This window comes from Sphingomonas sp. P2_B6 (genome assembly GCF_056404755.1).
This window is the reverse complement of the sequence record NZ_JBFUDK010000017.1, coordinates 24,524-42,808: the sequence shown is the minus strand read 5'-3', so window position 1 is coordinate 42,808 and position 18,285 is coordinate 24,524. Positions and strand designations below refer to the sequence as shown.

Annotated in this window: 19 protein-coding genes; 8 read left to right on the top strand and 11 right to left on the bottom strand. The window is 65.4% G+C overall.

Annotation, left to right across the window (positions count from 1 at the left end):
- The first annotated feature begins 115 nt into the window (after positions 1 to 115).
- The gene (locus tag AC1DX5_RS20020) at positions 116 to 1,090 is read left to right on the top strand and encodes a quinone oxidoreductase family protein (RefSeq protein WP_478017002.1); all 975 of its coding nucleotides are present in this window, start codon (positions 116 to 118) and stop codon (positions 1,088 to 1,090) included.
- A gap of 27 nt (positions 1,091 to 1,117) precedes the next feature.
- Here AC1DX5_RS20020 and AC1DX5_RS20015 read toward each other — a convergent pair whose 3' ends face one another.
- Positions 1,118 to 1,726, bottom strand: a complete 609-nt coding sequence (locus AC1DX5_RS20015; RefSeq protein WP_478017001.1) for a flavodoxin family protein — start codon at positions 1,724 to 1,726, stop codon at positions 1,118 to 1,120.
- 75 nt (positions 1,727 to 1,801) lie between these two features.
- Between AC1DX5_RS20015 and AC1DX5_RS20010 the strand changes: the two genes are divergently transcribed.
- Positions 1,802 to 2,098, top strand: a complete 297-nt coding sequence (locus AC1DX5_RS20010; protein ID WP_478016999.1) for a hypothetical protein — start codon at positions 1,802 to 1,804, stop codon at positions 2,096 to 2,098.
- Positions 2,099 to 2,117: 19 nt separating this feature from the next.
- Here the strand turns inward: AC1DX5_RS20010 and AC1DX5_RS20005 are convergent, their stop codons facing one another.
- From AC1DX5_RS20005 to AC1DX5_RS19980, 6 genes are all read right to left on the bottom strand, one after another.
- On the bottom strand, positions 2,118 to 3,986 hold the full coding sequence (locus AC1DX5_RS20005; RefSeq protein WP_478016997.1) for an AsmA family protein: 1,869 nt from the start codon (positions 3,984 to 3,986) through the stop codon (positions 2,118 to 2,120).
- A 76-nt stretch (positions 3,987 to 4,062) separates the two neighbouring features.
- Entirely contained in the window at positions 4,063 to 4,902 is an 840-nt protein-coding gene (locus tag AC1DX5_RS20000; protein WP_465175979.1) for a uroporphyrinogen-III synthase, read from the bottom strand.
- Complete coding sequence (locus tag AC1DX5_RS19995) at positions 4,899 to 5,249, bottom strand: GreA/GreB family elongation factor (RefSeq protein WP_465172270.1); 351 nt, start codon at positions 5,247 to 5,249, stop codon at positions 4,899 to 4,901. The genes AC1DX5_RS20000 and AC1DX5_RS19995 overlap by 4 nt, the downstream gene beginning before the upstream one ends.
- Before the next feature lie 346 nt (positions 5,250 to 5,595).
- Positions 5,596 to 7,008, bottom strand: a complete 1,413-nt coding sequence (glnA, locus tag AC1DX5_RS19990) for a type I glutamate--ammonia ligase (RefSeq protein WP_465172271.1) — start codon at positions 7,006 to 7,008, stop codon at positions 5,596 to 5,598.
- Positions 7,009 to 7,105: 97 nt separating this feature from the next.
- The gene (locus tag AC1DX5_RS19985; RefSeq protein WP_332718811.1) at positions 7,106 to 7,444 is read right to left on the bottom strand and encodes a P-II family nitrogen regulator; all 339 of its coding nucleotides are present in this window, start codon (positions 7,442 to 7,444) and stop codon (positions 7,106 to 7,108) included.
- Between the two features lie 239 nt (positions 7,445 to 7,683).
- The gene (locus AC1DX5_RS19980; RefSeq protein WP_478016996.1) at positions 7,684 to 9,270 is read right to left on the bottom strand and encodes an oleate hydratase; all 1,587 of its coding nucleotides are present in this window, start codon (positions 9,268 to 9,270) and stop codon (positions 7,684 to 7,686) included.
- A gap of 220 nt (positions 9,271 to 9,490) precedes the next feature.
- Between AC1DX5_RS19980 and AC1DX5_RS19975 the strand changes: the two genes are divergently transcribed.
- Entirely contained in the window at positions 9,491 to 10,717 is a 1,227-nt protein-coding gene (locus AC1DX5_RS19975) for a TCR/Tet family MFS transporter (protein ID WP_478016995.1), read from the top strand.
- 30 nt (positions 10,718 to 10,747) lie between these two features.
- On the opposite strand, the gene AC1DX5_RS19970 is transcribed toward AC1DX5_RS19975, so the two are convergent.
- Positions 10,748 to 11,431 (bottom strand): hypothetical protein, encoded by a 684-nt coding sequence (locus AC1DX5_RS19970; protein WP_478016994.1) that lies wholly within the window; start codon positions 11,429 to 11,431, stop codon positions 10,748 to 10,750.
- A gap of 134 nt (positions 11,432 to 11,565) precedes the next feature.
- On the opposite strand from AC1DX5_RS19970, the gene AC1DX5_RS19965 reads away from it, so the two are divergent.
- Positions 11,566 to 12,090, top strand: a complete 525-nt coding sequence (locus AC1DX5_RS19965; RefSeq protein WP_465175982.1) for a helix-turn-helix domain-containing protein — start codon at positions 11,566 to 11,568, stop codon at positions 12,088 to 12,090.
- On the opposite strand, the gene map is transcribed toward AC1DX5_RS19965, so the two are convergent.
- Complete coding sequence (map, locus tag AC1DX5_RS19960) at positions 12,081 to 12,908, bottom strand: type I methionyl aminopeptidase (protein ID WP_465175983.1); 828 nt, start codon at positions 12,906 to 12,908, stop codon at positions 12,081 to 12,083. The two genes, AC1DX5_RS19965 and map, sit on opposite strands and share 10 nt — an antisense overlap.
- Positions 12,909 to 12,972: 64 nt before the next feature.
- On the opposite strand from map, the gene AC1DX5_RS19955 reads away from it, so the two are divergent.
- Positions 12,973 to 13,728 carry a competence/damage-inducible protein A gene (locus AC1DX5_RS19955; RefSeq protein ID WP_465175984.1) on the top strand — a complete coding sequence of 252 codons (756 nt, stop codon included), beginning with the start codon at positions 12,973 to 12,975 and terminating at the stop codon, positions 13,726 to 13,728.
- Between the two features lie 18 nt (positions 13,729 to 13,746).
- On the opposite strand, the gene AC1DX5_RS19950 is transcribed toward AC1DX5_RS19955, so the two are convergent.
- Entirely contained in the window at positions 13,747 to 14,559 is an 813-nt protein-coding gene (locus AC1DX5_RS19950) for a DUF2711 family protein (RefSeq protein WP_478016993.1), read from the bottom strand.
- A gap of 118 nt (positions 14,560 to 14,677) precedes the next feature.
- Here AC1DX5_RS19950 and AC1DX5_RS19945 point away from each other — a divergent pair, with 118 nt between their 5' ends.
- The 3 genes from AC1DX5_RS19945 to AC1DX5_RS19935 all read left to right on the top strand — a co-directional run bounded on the left by AC1DX5_RS19945 (position 14,678) and on the right by AC1DX5_RS19935 (position 17,811).
- Entirely contained in the window at positions 14,678 to 15,364 is a 687-nt protein-coding gene (locus AC1DX5_RS19945) for a lysozyme inhibitor LprI family protein (RefSeq protein ID WP_478016992.1), read from the top strand.
- 63 nt (positions 15,365 to 15,427) lie between these two features.
- Positions 15,428 to 16,915: a S41 family peptidase gene (locus AC1DX5_RS19940; RefSeq protein WP_478016991.1), complete on the top strand. Its 1,488-nt coding sequence runs from the start codon at positions 15,428 to 15,430 to the stop codon at positions 16,913 to 16,915.
- Between the two features lie 110 nt (positions 16,916 to 17,025).
- Complete coding sequence (locus tag AC1DX5_RS19935; protein WP_465172282.1) at positions 17,026 to 17,811, top strand: hypothetical protein; 786 nt, start codon at positions 17,026 to 17,028, stop codon at positions 17,809 to 17,811.
- Here the strand turns inward: AC1DX5_RS19935 and AC1DX5_RS19930 are convergent.
- Positions 17,802 to 18,278, bottom strand: coding sequence for a MarR family winged helix-turn-helix transcriptional regulator (locus tag AC1DX5_RS19930; protein WP_465175987.1), 477 nt, complete (start codon positions 18,276 to 18,278; stop codon positions 17,802 to 17,804). The genes AC1DX5_RS19935 and AC1DX5_RS19930 overlap by 10 nt on opposite strands.
- Positions 18,279 to 18,285: the final 7 nt, after the last annotated feature.

Sequence of the window (18,285 nt, the reverse complement as noted above, 5' to 3'; positions counted from 1 at the left end):
CCTCCGATTTTTGAATTCGCGGTACGGTGTTGCGGTCTAGATGGCTGGCAACGCGAAACGTTGCAACCTGAAACGCGATGATTATGTGCACCTCATCCCAGCAGGAGACCGACACATGGCGCGCGTTGCACGGATCGAGCGGACCGGTGGCCCGGAGGTGATTCAGTGGGTCGATATCGACCTGCCCGATCCCGGTCCCGGTGAGGTCCGCATGCGCAACACCGCAGTCGGGCTGAACTATATCGACACCTATTTCCGCAGCGGCCTCTACCCCGCCGAGCTGCCGACCGGCCTTGGCGGCGAAGCGGCAGGCGTGATCGAGGCGGTCGGCCCCGGCGTCGACGGAGTCGCGGTCGGCGACCGCGTCGGTACCTTCGGCCCGGCGCGCGGCGCCTATGCGACCGAGCGCAACCTGCCGGCGGACCAGGTGATGATTCTGCCCGACAGCGTCGACGATCGCACCGCCGCGGCGCTGCTGCTCAAGGGATGCACGGCGGAATTCCTCGTCGAGCGCTGCGCCAAGGTGCAGGCCGGCCAGACCGTGCTGGTCCATGCCGCGGCGGGCGGCGTCGGCCATCTGCTGGTCGGCTGGCTCAAGCATCTCGGGGCGACGGTGATCGGCACGGTCAGTACCGCGGAGAAGGCCGAGCAGGCGCGGGCGGCGGGCGCCGACCATGTCCTGCTGTACAAGCAGGTCGATGTGGCGAAGGAGGTCCGCGCGCTGACCGGTGGCAAGGGCGTCCCGGTGGTACTCGATGGCATCGGCAGGACGACCTGGCAGGTCTCGCTGGCGGCGGCGGCGAAGCGCGGCCTGATCGTCAGCTATGGCAATGCCGGGGGCGCCGTCACCGATGTGGCGCTCGGCGTGCTGGCAGCCAAGGGCTCGCTGTTCGTCACCCGTCCGACCCTGTTCGACTATTATCTCGACCATGCCGAGAAACAGGCCGGCACCGGCCGCCTGTTCGAGATGCTGGCGGCCGGCGCGATCGTGCCGGAGATCGGCCAGACCTTCGCACTGGAAGACGCCGCCGAGGCGCACCGCGCGCTGGAGGCGGGCGAGACGCGCGGGGCGACGGTGCTGATCCCTTAATTCCTCCCCGTGCCGGGGAGGATTGAACTATCCGGGATACGGTGCGCCCTTCAGCAAGCCGGCCAGATGCGCCGCATTCCCCGCCACCATCTTCGCGGTCTCCAGCACTTTGTCCGGCGTCTTCTCCAGATCCTTGAAGTCGACATCCCCCATCGCCTCGCCAACCCAGTAACAGGCCGCGACCGCGGGGATCGTCCACCCGACATCGTTCAGCGACTGGAAGATCTGCGAGGACGACATATGCGCCCCGTCCTCATTGCCCACGATCGCCGCGATCGCGACCTTCGAATAGCTCGGCATCCGCCCCTGGTCGTCGGTTTCGCTCAGGAAGGCATCCATCCGCTCCAGCACACGCTTGCCGACGCTGCCGACCTGACCCATCCAGATCGGCCCGCCGAAGATCAATATGTCATGCGCCAGTATCTTTTCGCGCAGCGCCGGCCATTCGTCGCCATCCCCTTCATCGGAGGTAACGCCCGGCTTGATGTCGAACGCGGCGACACGAACCGTCTCGGTCACCTCCACATCCACCTTGGCGAACGCGTCCTTCAGCACCGCGATCATCGCGTCAGTGGAGGATTCCTTCGAGGCGTCGGCCTTGAGCGTGCAGTTGAGGGCAATGGCTTTAAGCGTCATGGTCGGGTTCCTCGTGATGGTGCTCACCAGCAAACGAGGGGCGACCGAAACCTATCCATTTGACGAGGCGACGAAATGACCCTGGCGCTTCTCTTCCTCGCCGGCGCGCTGCTCTGCAACGCGATTCCCCATCTTGCGAACGGTTTGTCCGGCGACCCCTTCCCGACGCCGTTCGCCACGCCGCGCGGCATCGGCAATTCGCCGCCGCTGGTGAACATGCTGTGGGGCTCGGCCAATCTCTTCGCCGGCGTGGCGCTGATGATCCTCTGGCTGCCGGACGCCGGCCTGCTGCCTGGTCTGGTCGCCGCAGCGGCCGGCTGGCTCGCAATCGGCGCCTATCTTGCCTGGCATTTCGGCAAGGTCCGGGGGTAGAGCGCTCGTCGCGAAGCGATCACCCCAGCGTCCGCGCTGCCAGCCCCGCGCAGTCCGCGTCCGTCGCGCGCGGCCCCTGAGTTCCGGCGATCGACCGGCCGATCGCCTTGAAGATATTGCCGACCGACTTGGTACCCGGCGCGAGCCCGACGTCGGGCGCCTTGATCGACCCGCCGATGGTCAGCGATCCGGGCAGGCGCAGCACGCTTTTCTCCTTGGGCGCGCCGGTCACGCGGATCGCCATCTGCTCGGACGGGAAGCTGATCGTGCCGGCGCCGTTCGCCTGGCTGCGAGTCGTGTCGATCAGGAACGGATCGGTCGTCCCGACCCCGCGCCGCACCGAGAGCCGGACGATCGCGCAGCGCAGGGTCGACCGCGCGTCCTTGTCGGTGAACAGCCCGCGGCCAAGATCCAGGCCGAGGAAAGAGGCGATCTTCGCCGGCAGCACGCCGTCCCGCGCGACCAGCCCGATCGTGCCGTCCGAGGCGCCGACCACTTCGCGGATCGTGCTGCCGGTGCCGGTCAGCTTCACCCGCCCATCGACGCGCCCGTCGACCTCGCCATTGCCGCCCGCGAGTGTGGCGATGCTGCTGCCGCGCATCGTCAGGTCGATCTGCACCAGCGGTTCCTTGCGCCCGCCGCGCTGATCGACTCGCATCGATCCGGTGATGGCGCCCCGAGTCAGGTCGAGCGCGAACGGGGCAATGGTCATCAGCTGATGGTCGATCGTGATGGTGCCGCGTATCGCCCGCAGCGACGAGGGCTTGGCGCTGACCAGCTGCCGGGCGGTGAAGGCGATGGTGCCGTCGGTACGGGTGATCTTGCGGATGTTGATCCGCGTGTCGGGCACCAGCCGCAKGCCGATCGCCTGGCGCTTCGCCGCTGCCTCGGCGGCGCCCGCGTGTGACGCGAAATCGTCGAAGTCGAGCCGGTTGGAGAAGACCGCGCCGTCGAGCTTGGTCCGCCCGTCGACCTTGCGCACGGTGACGTGACCCGCAATGTCCGACTGGCCGATCAGTCCGCTCAGCCCGGTGACCTTCCACATGGCGCCGTCGCGCCGGGCATGGGCCTTGAGCCGGACCGGGCGGGTGCCGAACAGGCCGGCCTCGACGATCGAGTCGACGAATTTCAGATCGTCGGCGCGGGCGGTGACATCCATGCTCAGCGCCCCCGGATCGAGCGGCGCATCCATCGCCCCGATGATCGTCATGTCGAGCGCGGCACCGCGGATCGTCGCCCGGAACGGCCAGGGCTTGCCTTCGGCGCCCTCGACCGCGGGGCCGCGCGCCGCGATCGTCACCGGCTCGCCGCGCACCACGCCGGTGCCGTCCAGGGTCACGCCGCGCTGCGGATCGGCGGCGATCGCCGCGGTGAAGGTGCGTTGCTGAAAGGCATCGCGATAGGTGATGCTGCTGTTCGCGATCCGCAGGCTGGTCGGGGATATCGCATCCCCGCCGCCGCCATCCTGCGCGGGGTCGTCGGGCTTGCTCCAGCTCTTGCGGCGCTGCGCGTCGCGAACGAGCACGAGATGCGCGCCGTTGACGTCGATCGTGCCCGGGCGGAACTGGCCGATCAGCAGCGGCAATACCGGGAAGCGCAGCGTCGCGCTGTCGACCTTGATCAGGTCGCCCGTCCCGGCCCAGCTCGCCTGCGGGATGCGCAACCCCCGGATCGCGACGGTCGGCGAGAGCGAGAAACCGTCGAGCCGCTCGACCGAGGCGATCGTCACCTTCCGCCCGAAACTGTCGCTCAGCCGCGACTCGATGGTCGATTTGAACATTCCCCATGGCATCATCGCGAGCACGACCAGCGCCACGACGAGCAGCGCAATCACGCCCCCGGCGGCGAGATGGAGTCGCCGGTCGGCGAGGACAGTGCGGATGGTCATCGCGGGAAGGACGAACCGACCGGCGGATCGTTCCGTTTGCCGGACGCCCGGTTCCCCGGGACGGGCGGTGGCCCGCTCATGCGGCAGGGGGTGGCCCATCGTCTTGCGGGCCGCCGGCCGGCCATGGATCATTGGCCGGTCCAGGCCTTCGCCGCCGCCCCGCGCCGAACCGGATCGGCACCGGCCGCAGCAGCACGCGACCGGCCGTGGATTGCGTCGGCCACCGCGTCGGCAGCGCTTCGCTTTCGACCAGCGCCATCAGGTCCCGTTCGGTCGGCGCGGCGGCCCAGGACAGCGTTATCCCGTCCAGGCCGTCCAGAAGCAGCGCGCTCGCCGGTGAGATGCACCAGATTGGCCCGCGCCAGCCGGTCCGCTCGATGATCTGGCGCACGGCCAGGGCCCCGCCGCAGGAATGGACCAGGATTCCGCCGACACCGGTCGGGACGGGCGTGTCGCCGAGTTCGGCGGGATCCACCGGCTCCATGTCGTACACCGGTACATGGTCGACCCGGAAACCCTTGCCGGACAGGCGTTGGCTGAACCCCGGTGACGTCCGGCGCGCGCAGAATTCGGTCAGCCGTCCGCCGGGCGGCAGGACATGCGCGAGCAGCCCGGCCAATATCCCCGCATCGTCGCCGGTCGAGGTGATGTTCGCATAGCCGGCCGCACGGGCGGCGCGGGCGACTCCTTCCGACGCAGCGAAGACGGCGACGGTGTCGTTCACCGCTGGCCGGCGGTGGTGGCGGACGGCATGCGCGCTGGTGAACATGATCGCGTCGGGCCGGCCTGTCCCCGGCTCGTGCTCGATCGCCCGGGTGCGGAGCACCGGCACGACGATCGACCCATAGCCCATCGCTCTCAGGCGCCGGGCGGTCGCGAGATTGTCGGGCGCTGCCCGCGTCACCCACAGAGTCATGGGGTAAGCTCGGCGTCGCGCGGCGCGACCTTCATGATGCGCAGGGTGCGTGTCCGGCCCTGGCGATCGGGCCAGACGATGCGATCGCCTTCGCGCAGGCCGATCAATCCCGCCGCGACGGGTGTCAGGATGGAGATGCGGCCGCGCTCGACATCCGCTTCATTGGGATAGACCAGGCGGACGGTGCGGCGCACATCGCTGCTCTCGTCGAGATAGTCCAGCTCGGCGTTCATCGTCACGGTCCCGGGCGGCAGCTCCCGTGCCGGGTAGAGAATGGCCCGCTCGAGTTCGGCCAGCAGAAGCGAGGAGGCGAGGGGGTTGAGATGCCGACGCTCGAGCGCCAGCATTTCCAGACGGCGGCATTCCGCGTCGATTAGGCACGGCACAGGCGCCGCGCAGGCAGATATGGCAGGTTGGGGAATCACGATTGTCCATCCGCTGAAGGGCCGCCGTTCGGCAGCGCTGAAATTTCTATGGCGAGATGACACCCGGGCACCGGCGGCGAAGCCGAGCGAAACCCGGGCTAGCCGCGTGCGGCGAGTTGCCCCGAATGGTCGCGAAAGCGGTCGTGATGCGCAGCGATCTGCATGGCGGCAGGATGGGCCGGGAGGCCGGGCAAGTCAAACATTGCCGCCCGATAGAAAAAGGGCGCCCGGATCGCTCCGGACGCCCTCCCTCTCGAAACGAATTCGATCAGTAGGAATAATACATGTCGTACTCGACCGGGCTCGGGGTCATTTCCCAGCGCGCCACGTCTTCCATCTTCAGCTCGATGTATGATTCGATCTGGTCGGGGGTGAACACGCCGCCCTTGAGCAGATAGTCGTTGTCGGCCGCCAGATTCTCCAGCGCCTCGCGCAGCGACGCGCAGACGGTCGGCACCTGGGCGAGCTCTGCCGGCGGCAGGTCGTACAGGTTCTTGTCCATCGCCTCGCCCGGGTGGATGCGGTTCTGGATGCCGTCGAGGCCGGCCATCAGCAGCGCCGCGTAGCAGAGATACGGATTGGCCATCGCGTCGGGGAAGCGCACTTCGACGCGCTTCGCCTTGGCGCCCGTGCCGTACGGGATGCGGCACGATGCCGAGCGGTTGCGTGCCGAATAAGCGAGCAGCACCGGCGCTTCATAGCCCGGGACCAGACGCTTGTAGCTGTTGGTCGACGGGTTGGTGAAGGCGTTCAGCGACTTGGCATGCTTGATGATGCCGCCGATGAAATACAGGCAGGTGTCGCTCAGGCCCGCATAGCCATTGCCCGCGAACAGCGGCTTGCCGCCTTCCCAGATGGAAAGGTGGGTGTGCATGCCCGAGCCGTTATCTTCCTTGATCGGCTTCGGCATGAAGGTGACGGTCTTGCCATAGGCCTGCGCGACCTGGTGGCAGACATATTTGTAGATCTGCATGCGGTCGGCGGTCAGCGTCAGCGTGCCGAAGGTCAGGCCGAGCTCATGCTGGGCCGCGGCAACCTCATGGTGATGCTTGTCGCAGGGCAGGCCCATTTCGAGCATGGTCGAGACCATCTCGCCGCGGATGTCGACGGCGCTGTCGACCGGGCCGACGGGGAAATAACCGCCCTTGGCGCGCGGACGATGGCCGAGGTTGCCGCCCTCATAGTCGCGGCCGGTGTTGGTCGGCAGCTCGATATCGTCGATCTTGTAATAGCTCGTCGCGTAGCTCGTCTCGAACTGCACATTGTCGAACATGAAGAACTCGGCTTCCGGGCCGATATAGATGGTGTCGCCGATGCCGGTGGTCTTGAGATACGCTTCCGAGCGCTTCGCGGTCGAGCGCGGGTCGCGGGCATAGAGCTCGCCGGTCGAAGGCTCGACGATGTCGCACACCAGGATCAGCATCGGCGTCGCCGAGAAGGGATCGGTCCACACCGCGTCCAGATCCGGCTTCAGGATCATGTCGGACTCGTTGATCACCTTCCAGCCCGCGATCGACGATCCGTCGAACATGAAGCCGTCGGTAAGCTCGTCTTCGCCGACGACGGACGACACCATCGTCAGATGCTGCCACTTGCCCTTGGGATCAGTGAATCGCAGATCGACCCACTCGATCTCCTGTTCCTTGATCATCTTCAGGACGTCGTTCGCCGAATTCGCCATATGCCCCTAGCCTTTCTGGAAATGTCGTTTGCCCGATAGAATCGGGAATCATGATGTTGCCCCGGAGGGCCCTGCTGTCACAAAATGCTGCGTTGCGTCAAATAGCGTCTTCGTTGCGCTCCCCCGTACGAATGCGGAGCGCGGTTTCGACCGGAATGACGAAGATCTTGCCGTCGCCGATGCGGCCGGTTTGCGCGGCGGCGGCGATCGCCTCCACCACGCGGTCGGCCAGCGCGTCCTCGACCACGACCTCGAGCTTCACCTTGGGCAGGAAATCGACGACATACTCCGCGCCACGATACAGTTCGGTATGCCCCTTCTGGCGCCCGAAGCCCTTGGCCTCGGTGACGGTGATGCCGGATACGCCGACTTCGTGCAGCGCCTCCTTCACTTCGTCCAGCTTGAACGGCTTGATGATAGCCTCGATCTTCTTCACGTCGGTACGCCCCCGGGGTAAGTGGTTGGCCAGTCCGAGCCGCCAAAAACTGAGCGGGCGTCCATGCCTGTCGGCAACCCTTACAACAAGCGTGCCAGCCGCGCGAGCGCGGAACGCCGCGACGCGACGCGCGATTCGCGCGCCAACCTATGCCTAACGCCCGTGCAGGCGGGCAGGGGCTGCCCTATTTTGCGGCAGTCGGGCCTTGTCGATCAGCGTTCGTACATCTGATCGACCCGTTACAGATCATGCAGCGCGCGGAACGCCCTGTAGAGGTTGCGCGGATCATACTGACCCTTGAACACCGCGGGCGGCTTGCGATCCAGGCTGAGCAACTCATAGACGGCGGTCATTGCCGCGCGGACGGAATATTCCACGGTGAACACCACATCCTCCGGCTGCTCGCAAAACTGGCCGGTTACCGCGAAATTGGCGAAGCCCGCGGGGTGCACGGCAGGCCGGTCGCCCCTGGCGCGGGCCAGGAACTGGCTGGTGATGAACGGCATCATGCACGGCAGGCAGATCGCCCCGGCGAGGATCTCGTCCGTCCGGTCCGACGCGCCGAGATGCCCAAGCAGCTCGGTCATCAATTCGCGCCCGGTGCAGGCCGCCATCGGCTTCTTCACGAAATCGCCCGGCTGGTCCACGGACAGCGCATAGCCCCAGAACACCTGCACATCCTCGGGCTGGCCGATGAAATGCGGCTGGTGCGGCAGGACGATCGACATCAGCCAGCTCGAATCGGTGAAGGTGATCAGCCCGCCCTCGCCCGGGACGTTGCCGGTGAAGTCGCGCACCAGCGTGAACAGCGCCGGGTTCTTCATGGTCGCGGTGAACGATACCCATTTCGACTGGTCGACATGGTCGGCGAAAGCCGCTGGATTGCCCAGCGCCGGCCGGCCGGCCGCGATCGTCTCCCACAGGGCCCAGGCACCGCCGGTGCGCTTGTCATTGAGCAGCGGCGGGCTGTCCATCGTGCCGATCGACGCGCCCTCGGTCATCGATCCCAGCGTGGCTATGACGAGATCACCTGGCGCCACCGCGATCCGGCCGGGCCCGGTGCGGCGCTGGCATTCGATCGCCTCGACCAATGTCGCACCGTCCCTTTCGGCGAAGGCGATGTCAGTGACGGTCGTGCCCGTCTCGAATCGCACACCACGCTCGTCGAGCCATTTGCGGAGCGGCAGTACGAGCGAATCATATTGATTGTAATAGGTGCGCATGATCCCGCGCAGCTCGTTGAAACCGTCGACCATGTGCGTGAAGCGCACGAAATAGCGCTTGAGCTCGATCGCGCTGTGCCAGGGCTGAAAGGCGAAGGTCGTGCACCACATGAACCAGAAATTGGTACGGAAGAATGCCGCGTCGAAATGCTCGTCGATCCGGCTGGTGCCGAGCATTGCTTCGGGCTCAATCATTAGTTTCTCGATCGTCAGGATATGACGCTCGGACAGGCCGAATTCCGGTGCGTCGATACGCTGTCCGGCGCGCACCAGGCGCGATTTGGATCCGGTCTTGATGATCTCGTTCCAGGCGAATATCTCCTGGGTAACGGTCTGCTTGCCGTCTAGCGTCGGCACTGATGAGAAAAGGTCGTAGGTGCACAGATATTTGCTTTCGAGCATCCGCCCGCCGCGCACCATATAGCCGTTCTCCGGATCGCCCGAACCATCGAGGCTGCCACCGATCCGCTCCAGCTCCTCATAGACCGTGATGTTGTGGCCCGGCACGTCGCCGTCCCGGATCAGGATCGCCGCCGCCGCCAGCGAGGCGATGCCGCCGCCCACGAGATGGGCTTTGATATGGGAGCGATCAGGCTTCGACATGGGACCATCCTTGTACCGTTGCGCCCGGGATAGCGGCGCCGGGCGGGGCCTAGCACCGTGGTATCGGGCGGTAACTTGGGAAAGACCCGTAGCCGGGGAGATGGGTGACGGTCTCGGCGTTCGGGGCTCGGTCACCACCCGCTAAGTGGCATGCCCGGTAACCCGACCGCGGCGGCTGGCGCGGCGCCCGGTCCTCGCCTAGGAGCAGGCGCCGGGGGGAATGATGGCCACAACCGACAATCGGCTGCCGCTGATCGCGTTCATCGTCTTTATCGACATGGCGGGTATCGGGCTGATCATCCCGATCCTGCCTTCCCTGGTCGAAAGCCTCGGCCATGCCGATGTCGCGCATGCGGCGCTGATCGGCGGCGAGCTGCTGTTCGCCTATGCTGCGATGCAGTTCCTGTTCGCGCCGGTGATCGGCGGGCTCAGCGACCGGTTCGGGCGGCGGCCGGTGCTGCTCGGCACCCTGGTCGCGCTCGGCATGGACTATGCGATGATGGCCTGGGCGCCGACGCTCGCCTGGCTGTTCGCCGGGCGGCTGATCTCGGGCGTGATGGGCGCGACCTGGGCGGCGGCGAACAGCTGCATCGCCGACATCTATCCGCCGGAACAGCGTGGCCGCCTGTTCGGCCTGCTCGGCGGGGCAGGGGCCTCGGGCTTCGTGCTTGGCCCGGCGATCGGCGGGTTGCTTGGCACCATCGGCCTGCGCCTGCCGTTCGTCGCGGCAAGCGTACTGGCGCTGACCGGCGCGGTGATCGGTTACTTCATCTTCACCGAGACATTGCCGCCCGACCGGCGGCGCCCTTTCACTCTGGCCCGCGCCAATCCGTTCGGCACGCTGATGCGCATGGCGCGCTATCCCTTCGTGCTGGGCATCCTCGCGACGATCTTCCTGATGCAGCTCGCCGCACAATCGCAGCTCTCGACCTGGGGCTATTTCCTGATCGCGCGGCTGAACTGGTCGCCGCTCGATATCGGCCTGTCGATCGCGACCTTCGGCATCACCATCGCGATCGCGCAGGGGCTCGTCACCGGCCACGCCATCGCGCGCTTCGGCGAGCGGCGCAGCGCCCTTTTCAGCCTCGCTTTCGGTCTGCCCAGCTATCTCCTGCTCGCCGTCGCCGGCTCGGGCTGGATGATCTATCTCGCGATTGTCATCGGTGCCCTGACCGGCATCGCCTTCCCCGCGATGCAAGGCATGATGAGCAGCCGGATCGAGGAGGATGCGCAGGGCGAGCTGCAGGGCGCGGTCGCCAGCACGGTCGGCCTGACCACGATCATCGGACCGCTGGTGATGACCTCGGTGTTCGGCCATTTCGCCGATGCGAAGGGCGTCTATTTCCCCGGCGCGCCGTTCGTGCTGGCGAGCGGACTTCTCGTCGCGGCATGGCTATTGCTGGCCTGGACGATCCGGCGGCATTTCGCGGCAAAACCGACTGCGTAGCGGGCGGCAACGTGCCCGCATTGGTGTTGGTCAGGGAAGCGAAGTCGCTCGACTGGGCAGCAGTTCCACGATCATGGCGTTTTGATCCACATATGCATCGATGGCCGAGATATTCTTGGTCAAAGCTGCTTCTGATATCCCAATTTCACGCATGAGAATAAGGTTTGCTGTTGTAGGTCTAAGGTCTCTCAGGCTTTCAGTAGTATATTGTCGTAAAGATATTGTACTATTTTCGCTCTCAATTTTCTCGAGGGTGTGGTATATTTCTTCTATATCGGGTTCTGTGCCGGTTAATCGCGAGCTCAGGATTTTCGACAGGCCTTCTGCTTTTATTTTCGAAATTTGCATTTTCGCATCGTTCTCTGCCATCGACAGCAAGAGTCTCTCACGGGCCGCTACGAAAAGTTCGTTCCGTATCTGCCGCCGTGCTGACAAGGCTATTGCCGTTCCGGCGATCGACAACACGACAGACACAATATTGCCGGCGTCCTTGATGTTATCAAGGTGCGACATGACGTAATTGAGCATGGCGTATCTCCCCGCATTCTTTTTATACGATTTTCGCCAGTAAATCAGCCGATGCCGCCATAATGGTGAAGTCAGATGGCGCCCGATTTCGATGACACTGTGAGTAAAAGGGGTCAGAGTGATTTTATGCCTCTCTGCTCTGCGACCGCCGACGGCATGACAAAATTCGCCGGCGCCGCCTGCCAATTTGTCGCGCGGTTCCTTTGTGAATCGCCAATTTCGGCGCGACAATTGCGCTGACTTTTGTCACACGCGCGCATTGAATTCTGGCACCCGAAAGCTTGATTCAACCATCCCCCGCACCCCGCTAAACCGGCGTCATGTCCCGAGGTCGCCCCAGCCCCTATCGTCCCGATTTCGCCGAGCAGGCGCGGAAACTCTGCCGCAACGGCGCAACCGACCGCGAGATCGCCGATATCCTCGGCGTCTGCGTGCGCACCTTCTATCGCTGGCGTGCCGAGCATGACGACTTCGCCGAGGCGCTCCGGACCGGCAAGGAACTGGCCGACGACCGCGTCGAGCGCGCCCTGTACGAGCGTGCCTGCGGTTATGATTATGACGATAAGAAAATCTTCCACCCGAGTGGCTCGAAGGAGCCGGTGATCGTGCCGATCCGCGTCCATGTTCCGGCGGATGTCGGTGCCGCCCGGCAATGGCTCGCCAGCCGCAGACCGAAACGATGGGGCGCAGTCAAGGAAGCGCCGGAGGACTTCAACCTGGTCGAAGCGCTGGAGAAGGCCCAGGTCCGCCTGGAAAAACACCGGCGCGAAAAGGCGGAGGAGGAGGCGATCCGTTTCGAAACCCGAGTCGCCGAGGAACTCGCCCGGCGCGGGCTTCAGGCGTAAGGTGGCTGGTGCAGGCCCTTGGGGCTGGTCGTGAAGATCTCGCAGCCATCCTCGGTGATGCCGATCGAATGCTCGAACTGCGCCGAGAGCGAGCGGTCGCGCGTCACCGCGGTCCAGCCGTCGTCGAGCAGCTTCACGTCCGGACGGCCGATATTGATCATGGGTTCGATCGTGAAGATCATGCCCGGCTTCAGCTCGGGCCCGGTGCCGGGGCGGCCGACATGCACCACTTCGGGAGCGTCGTGGAACAGCTGGCCGAGGCCATGCCCGCAGAAATCCCGCACCACGCCGTAGCGATGCTTCTCGGCATGGACCTGGATCGCATTCGCGACGTCGCCAAGATGATTGCCGGGCCTGGCCTGCTCGATGCCGAGCATCAGGCATTCATAGGTCACGTCGACCAGCCGCTTCGCCTTGATCGGCACGTCGCCGATCAGATACATCCGGCTCGAATCGCCGTGCCACCCGTCAAGGATCGGCGTCACGTCGACATTGACGATGTCGCCCGCCTTCAGCGTCTTCTCGCTCGGGATGCCGTGGCACACGACATGGTTGATCGAGATGCAGCTGGAATGGGTATAGCCGCGATAGCCGAGCGTGGCGGGCACGCCGCCGCGATCGGCGATGAACTGGCGGATCATGTCGTCGATATCCGCGGTGGCGACGCCGGGCACCATGTGCGGCACGACCATGTCGAGCGTCTCGGCGGCGAGGCGGCCGGCCCGGTGCATGCCATCGAACGCCTCGCGTCCATGGAGCTTGATCGCGCCGGTGCGGCCGGCGGGCGCATCCGGGGTAACGGTTACATATTCGGTCATTCCGGAGATATAGCGTGCAACGGCGCACTTTGCGAGGGCGGGGTTACCAGTCTATGCGCACGTTATGAGCGAGAGGATCTGGACAGCAGCATTGGTGGTGATCGGTGACGAGATCCTCTCGGGCCGCACCCAGGACAAGAATGTCGCGCAGGTCGCGGCCTGGCTCAACGTGCAGGGCATTCGCCTCGCCGAGGTCCGCGTGGTGCCGGACGTGACGGCGGCGATCGTCGAGGCGGTCAACGTCCTGCGCGCCCGCAACGACTATCTCTTCACCACTGGCGGCATCGGCCCGACTCATGACGACATCACCGTCGATGCCATCGCCGAGGCGCTGGGCGTGCCCGTCACCTTCCACCCCAAGGCAGTGGCCGTGCTCGAACGGTACTATGAAACGCGCGGCGGCCTCACCGAGGCCCGCAAGCGCATGGCCCGCGTGCCCGAAGGCGCGGACCTGATCGAGAACCGCATGTCCGGCGCGCCGGGCATCCGCATCGGCACCATCTTCGTGATGGCGGGCGTGCCGCACATCACCGCGGGCATGCTCGATGCCCTGACCGGCACCCTGGAGGGCGGGCTGCCGGTGATCTCCCGCACGATCGGCTGCTGGGTCGCCGAGAGCGAAGTCGCGGTCCTGCTCGGCGAGGTCGAACGCGCTTATGCCGGCGTCGCGATCGGCAGCTATCCCTTTTTCCGCGAGGGGCGCACCGGCGCCAATTTCGTGGTCCGCTCGACCGACCAGGCGGTGGTCGATGCCTGCGTGGCGGATCTCACCGCCCGGCTCGAGGCCGAGGGCAGGGTGGTGGTGCCGGACGGGATTTAGTTCAACGCCGCAACCTGCTCATTCGACCAGCTGGATTTTAGGCTGATCTAACCAGCTGATCGAAGTAAATGTGTTGCACCAGAACCCTTCGAACAGTTCCGAGATCCTGGATCCGGCAATACGGGCGTCGGTCGCAAGGATGAGCGTGAAGAAACTGTCCCAGTGGACCGCGATCAGCAACGAGCGATCCTCTGCAAACACGCGACGTGGAAAGGCGATAGGAAAACTCTTGAAACCATTCGCGGGGTCGAAATGGGTTGTCAGGTCGATGCGGTGCTCTTCCTCACCGAATTCGTCTCCGACGATTGCCGTTTCGAGCCCGCATCGGTGAAGAAGTTCAAGGATCGGCTGCTCCATCAGTGGCTGGAAAGAGCCCTCGGTTGGCAGAAATATATGGCGCCGCGCGCAATGATCGACCAGCCGTGCGGCAGCTGACGGGTTACTGTGTGAGGCCCGCAAGCCGCCGATATTGGTTCTGAGCGCCCGGTTTAGATCGCGATGATCGTCGAAACCGACATCGTCGGATATCGTCCTCCACCGAATAGGATCACCGAAACGCCGCGCCGCGTCTTCCACGGCATTTTGCCCGACCTCCGTTCCGATTGACTGCTCGTCGCGTTTCTGGTCGGCCCATTCCAACAAGCCCATGTCGTCGGGGCGCTCATTTGCCGATAGTGATAAGGTGCCATAGTCGCAAATGGCAGGATCGAGACCTTCGATAGCAAAGAAGGGATGCAGTGCGACAAAAGCCTGACTGAATATGCCCTTGTACCATGGCAAAATCGCCACATCGTCGTGTGGAAGGAACATCTGCAGGTCGGGCTGGCTCACCTTGTCCTTTTAGCCTGTTACAGGCGTCTCGCCAGCCATCGCGCAAATCTCACGACAATTTTGCGCACATGACATAATCTGACGGTAGAACATTGCACGGCCAACCCGGGAGGCCTTGATGATCGACGTAATCCCCCTGCTGATCGCTGCCCTGTTCGGCGTCGCCGCACCCCAGCAGCAACCCAGCTTCAGCTGCGCCAAGGCCACGCACCCGCTCGAAAAGACGATCTGCGCCGATGAGCAGCTCGCCCTGCTCGATAGCCTGGTCGCCGAGGCATATCGCGACAAGCTCGCCATCGTGTTCGACAAGGTCGCGTTCCGCACCCAGCAGCGCAACTGGCAGCAGATCCTGCGGACCCGCTGCGTGAAGACCTGCCGCGCCGCCGATGTGGAGCGCGATTATACGCAGCAACGCGCCTTCCTCGAAGGCTTCAGGGAGGAGGACTGGTCCGCCAGCTACAAGACGGCCGATGTCGCCTATCTCCACATCGCGCACGAAGGGCCGATGCAGTTCAGCTTCACGATCAAGCGCGACCTGGAAGGCGACAAGGCCGAATCGCTCTGCGCGCTGGCGGGCGCGGAACAGATCGCGACCTTCTCCGACAAGGCGCCGCTGGTCCAGGCGCGCTGGGTCGGCGGCGGCGCCTGCACCGTCGATTTCGGGTTCGATCGCGACAAGACCGGTCATGTCACGCGTATCGCCGTGACGAGTTCGGCCGGGTGCAAACGCTATTGCTCCAACAAACATTATTCGATCGACGACAGCTACACGCCCGACAATATCTGGGCGGCCGGCAATCAATAGGTAATACCCTCCTGACATAAGCATTTCGCCGGGCTAAACGTCTGGAAGCAGAGGGGAAGCCTGATGAAGCGTCGTCCGTTCGGAGCCATGTTGGCGATCGCGGCCCTGGTGTCCGGCTGCGGCGGTGGCGGCGGCGGTTCGCTAGCGAATGGCGGCGGCGGTGGAGGAGGCGGCACGACGCCAACGCCGACGCCCAGCTCGACACCGACCCCAACCGCGGCCGGATGCTCGCTCCGCGAGCGCCAGGACTGGGCGGGCGCGCAGCTGCGCGAATGGTATCTTTTCCCGGAAACGCTGCCCGCGAGCCTCGATCCGGCACCCTACACCACGGTCGAGGCCTATATCGACGCGCTGACCGCCACCGCGCGCAGCCAGCGGCGCGATCGCTTCTTCACCTATCTCACCTCGATCGCGGAGGAGAACGCCTATTATAATTCGGGCGCGAGCGCCGGCTTCGGTTTCCGCCTCGGCGCCGATACCGCGGCCCGCCGCATCTTCGCGATCGAATCCTTCGAAGGCGCCCCCGCGCTCGCCGCCGGCATCGACCGCGGCACCGAGATCCTCGCGATCGGGACGACATCGGCCAATCTCCGCACGGTCAACGCGATCATCGCGGCGGAGGGCACTGCCGGCGTGACCGCTGCGCTGGGGCCCGACACCGTCGGCACGACCAGGCTCCTGCGCATCAACAATGCGAGTGGCACGCGCGACGTGACCGTCGCCAAGGCCGATTTCGAGCTGACGCCGGTCTCATCGCGCTACGGCGCGAAGGTGATCAATGATGGCGGGCGCAAGGTCGGCTATGTCAATTTGCGCACTTTCATCAACACCGCGGACCCGGCGCTGCGCGCCGCCTTTGCCGATTTCCGTGCCCAGGGCATCACGGAGATCATCGTCGATCTGCGCTACAATGGCGGCGGGCTGGTCTCGATCGCCGAGCTGATGGGCGATCTCCTCGGCGGCAACCGCTCGACCGCGGACGTGTTCGACTATGTCACCTTGCGTCCCGAGAAATCGTCGGAGAACTCGACCCGCACTTTCTCGCCCCAGCCGCAATCGGCCTCGCCGACCCGGCTCGCCTTTATCGGCACCGGCGGCACCGCTTCGGCCAGCGAGCTCGTGATCAACGCCTTTACGCCCTATCTTCACAACCGCTCGGCGCTGATCGGCACCAATACCTATGGCAAGCCGGTCGGGCAGATCGCGCTCGACCGCGCCGCCTGTGACGATCGGCTGCGCGTGATCGCCTTCGCGACTCAGAACGCCGCGCGTCAGGGCGCCTATTTCGACGGCCTCGCCCCCTTCATGGAGGCGAGCTGCCGCGCGGACGACGATATCACGCACCAGCTCGGCGACCCGCTCGAATCGTCCACGCGCTCGGCGCTGGACTTCCTCGCCGGGCGGTCCTGCTCGGCGATCGCGTCTGGCTCCACCAGCGCGGCGAGCGACCAGCGCGCCCAGGCGGCGCGGGACACGCTCGCGGCTCCCCGCGAGCTGTTGACACCCGATCGACCGAGCACACCGCAGCGCGAGGTCCCCGGCCTGTTCTGAGTTTCGGAGGTCGCGCGCGCCGGCGCGTCGATTAAAGGGCTGATTAAAAGAGTGTCATCTCGCCGTCCGGTCGTTGCGGCGTGGCCGCGCGCCGTCTAGGCGTGCCGCCAATGCGTTCGGCGCCCGACCACGAATTGCCGGACCGGCGTCGCGCTTCGACCCGCAGCCGCGCGACCTCCTTCCTGCTCGCGCTCGCGCTTGAGATCCTGGTCGTGATCGGCCTGCTCACGCTCTCGCCGCACCTGCCGCCGCCGATTCCGAAGGAAAAGGAAAAGACCTTCAGCCTGGCGCCGGACGCGAATCAGGAGGCGAAGAAGAATCCGAGCCCGCGCGCCGTCTCGCGCAAGAAACAGGCGGCCGGCGGTGCGTCGCCCGCCCCCCCATCACCGACGCCGCCAGCCGCGCCCGAGCCGACTCCCGTCAATCCCTGGCTGAACGAAGGCGACCTGTTCCATGCCGCCGACATCTCCAAGATTCCCACCACCCGCGGCAACGACGCGCCGGGCGCGGGCGACACGGGTGCCGGCAAGGACAGCGGCTCGGCCTATGGTCCGGGTGAGGGGCCGGGCGGGGAGCGTCTCTATGACGTCGAATGGTATCGCGAGCCCACCCATGCCGAGCTCTCCACCTATGTCCCCGAGGGCGCGGCCACGCGCGGCAGCTGGGCGGAGATCGCCTGCAAAACGATCGCCGCCTATCATGTCGACAATTGCCGCTCGCTCGGCGAATATCCGGTCGGATCGGGCCTGGCTCGTGCAATGCGCCTTGCCTCGTGGCAGTTCCTCGTCCGCCCGCCGCGCCTTGGCGGCAAGTCGCTGATCGGCTCCTGGGTGCGCATCCGAATTACGTTCACCCGGGAAAAGAAGAAGGAGGATGAGGGGGCGGATCAGCCCTGATCGAACTGCGGCCCCGCCTCGTTCATCCCGTCCGCCAGCTTGCGCATCAGCCGGACCAGCTCATCGAATTCCTCCGCGCTCCAGTCCTGGAACAAGGTCAGCGCCATCCGCTCGCGCGCCGCGTCGACGGCGTCGGTCGCGGTCTTGCCGGCGGGCGTGATCGCCGCTTCGCGCACGCGTTTGTCGGCCTTGCCGGCATGGCGCGTGACGAGACCATGGTCCTCCAGCCGCGCGACCTGGCGGCTGACCGTCGTATAGTCCCGCCCGACCCGCCCAGCGAGATCGACGACGCCAATCGGGCCGAGCCGCTCGATCAGCACCAGCAACGGAAACAGCGCTCGCTCCAGCGTCAGCCCCGCCGCTTCCAGCATCGCGGCATCGCGCTCCGGTTGCACCATCAGCGTGACGATATCGATCAGCGATCGATGCAGCGCGGGCAGCGACCGAGAAATATGTGTATTATGCACTTTATTT

Excerpts from the sequence above, each read along its gene's own strand:
- AC1DX5_RS20020 (WP_478017002.1), top strand. The coding sequence starts at position 116 with ATGGCGCGCGTTGCACGGATCGAGCGGACCGGTGGCCCGGAGGTGATT.
- AC1DX5_RS19940 (WP_478016991.1), top strand. The coding sequence starts at position 15,428 with ATGAAGCGTCGTCCGTTCGGAGCCATGTTGGCGATCGCGGCCCTGGTG.
- AC1DX5_RS19995 (WP_465172270.1), bottom strand. The coding sequence starts at position 5,249 with ATGCTGGCGCTCGAGCGTCGGCATCTCAACCCCCTCGCCTCCTCGCTT.
- glnA (WP_465172271.1), bottom strand. The coding sequence starts at position 7,008 with ATGGCGAATTCGGCGAACGACGTCCTGAAGATGATCAAGGAACAGGAG.
- AC1DX5_RS19975 (WP_478016995.1), top strand. The coding sequence starts at position 9,491 with ATGATGGCCACAACCGACAATCGGCTGCCGCTGATCGCGTTCATCGTC.
- AC1DX5_RS19965 (WP_465175982.1), top strand. The coding sequence starts at position 11,566 with ATGTCCCGAGGTCGCCCCAGCCCCTATCGTCCCGATTTCGCCGAGCAG.
- AC1DX5_RS20000 (WP_465175979.1), bottom strand. The coding sequence starts at position 4,902 with ATGACTCTGTGGGTGACGCGGGCAGCGCCCGACAATCTCGCGACCGCC.
- AC1DX5_RS20015 (WP_478017001.1), bottom strand. The coding sequence starts at position 1,726 with ATGACGCTTAAAGCCATTGCCCTCAACTGCACGCTCAAGGCCGACGCC.
- AC1DX5_RS19935 (WP_465172282.1), top strand. The coding sequence starts at position 17,026 with ATGCGTTCGGCGCCCGACCACGAATTGCCGGACCGGCGTCGCGCTTCG.
- AC1DX5_RS19945 (WP_478016992.1), top strand. The coding sequence starts at position 14,678 with ATGATCGACGTAATCCCCCTGCTGATCGCTGCCCTGTTCGGCGTCGCC.
- AC1DX5_RS20010 (WP_478016999.1), top strand. The coding sequence starts at position 1,802 with ATGACCCTGGCGCTTCTCTTCCTCGCCGGCGCGCTGCTCTGCAACGCG.
- AC1DX5_RS19980 (WP_478016996.1), bottom strand. The coding sequence starts at position 9,270 with ATGTCGAAGCCTGATCGCTCCCATATCAAAGCCCATCTCGTGGGCGGC.
- map (WP_465175983.1), bottom strand. The coding sequence starts at position 12,908 with ATGACCGAATATGTAACCGTTACCCCGGATGCGCCCGCCGGCCGCACC.
- AC1DX5_RS19955 (WP_465175984.1), top strand. The coding sequence starts at position 12,973 with ATGAGCGAGAGGATCTGGACAGCAGCATTGGTGGTGATCGGTGACGAG.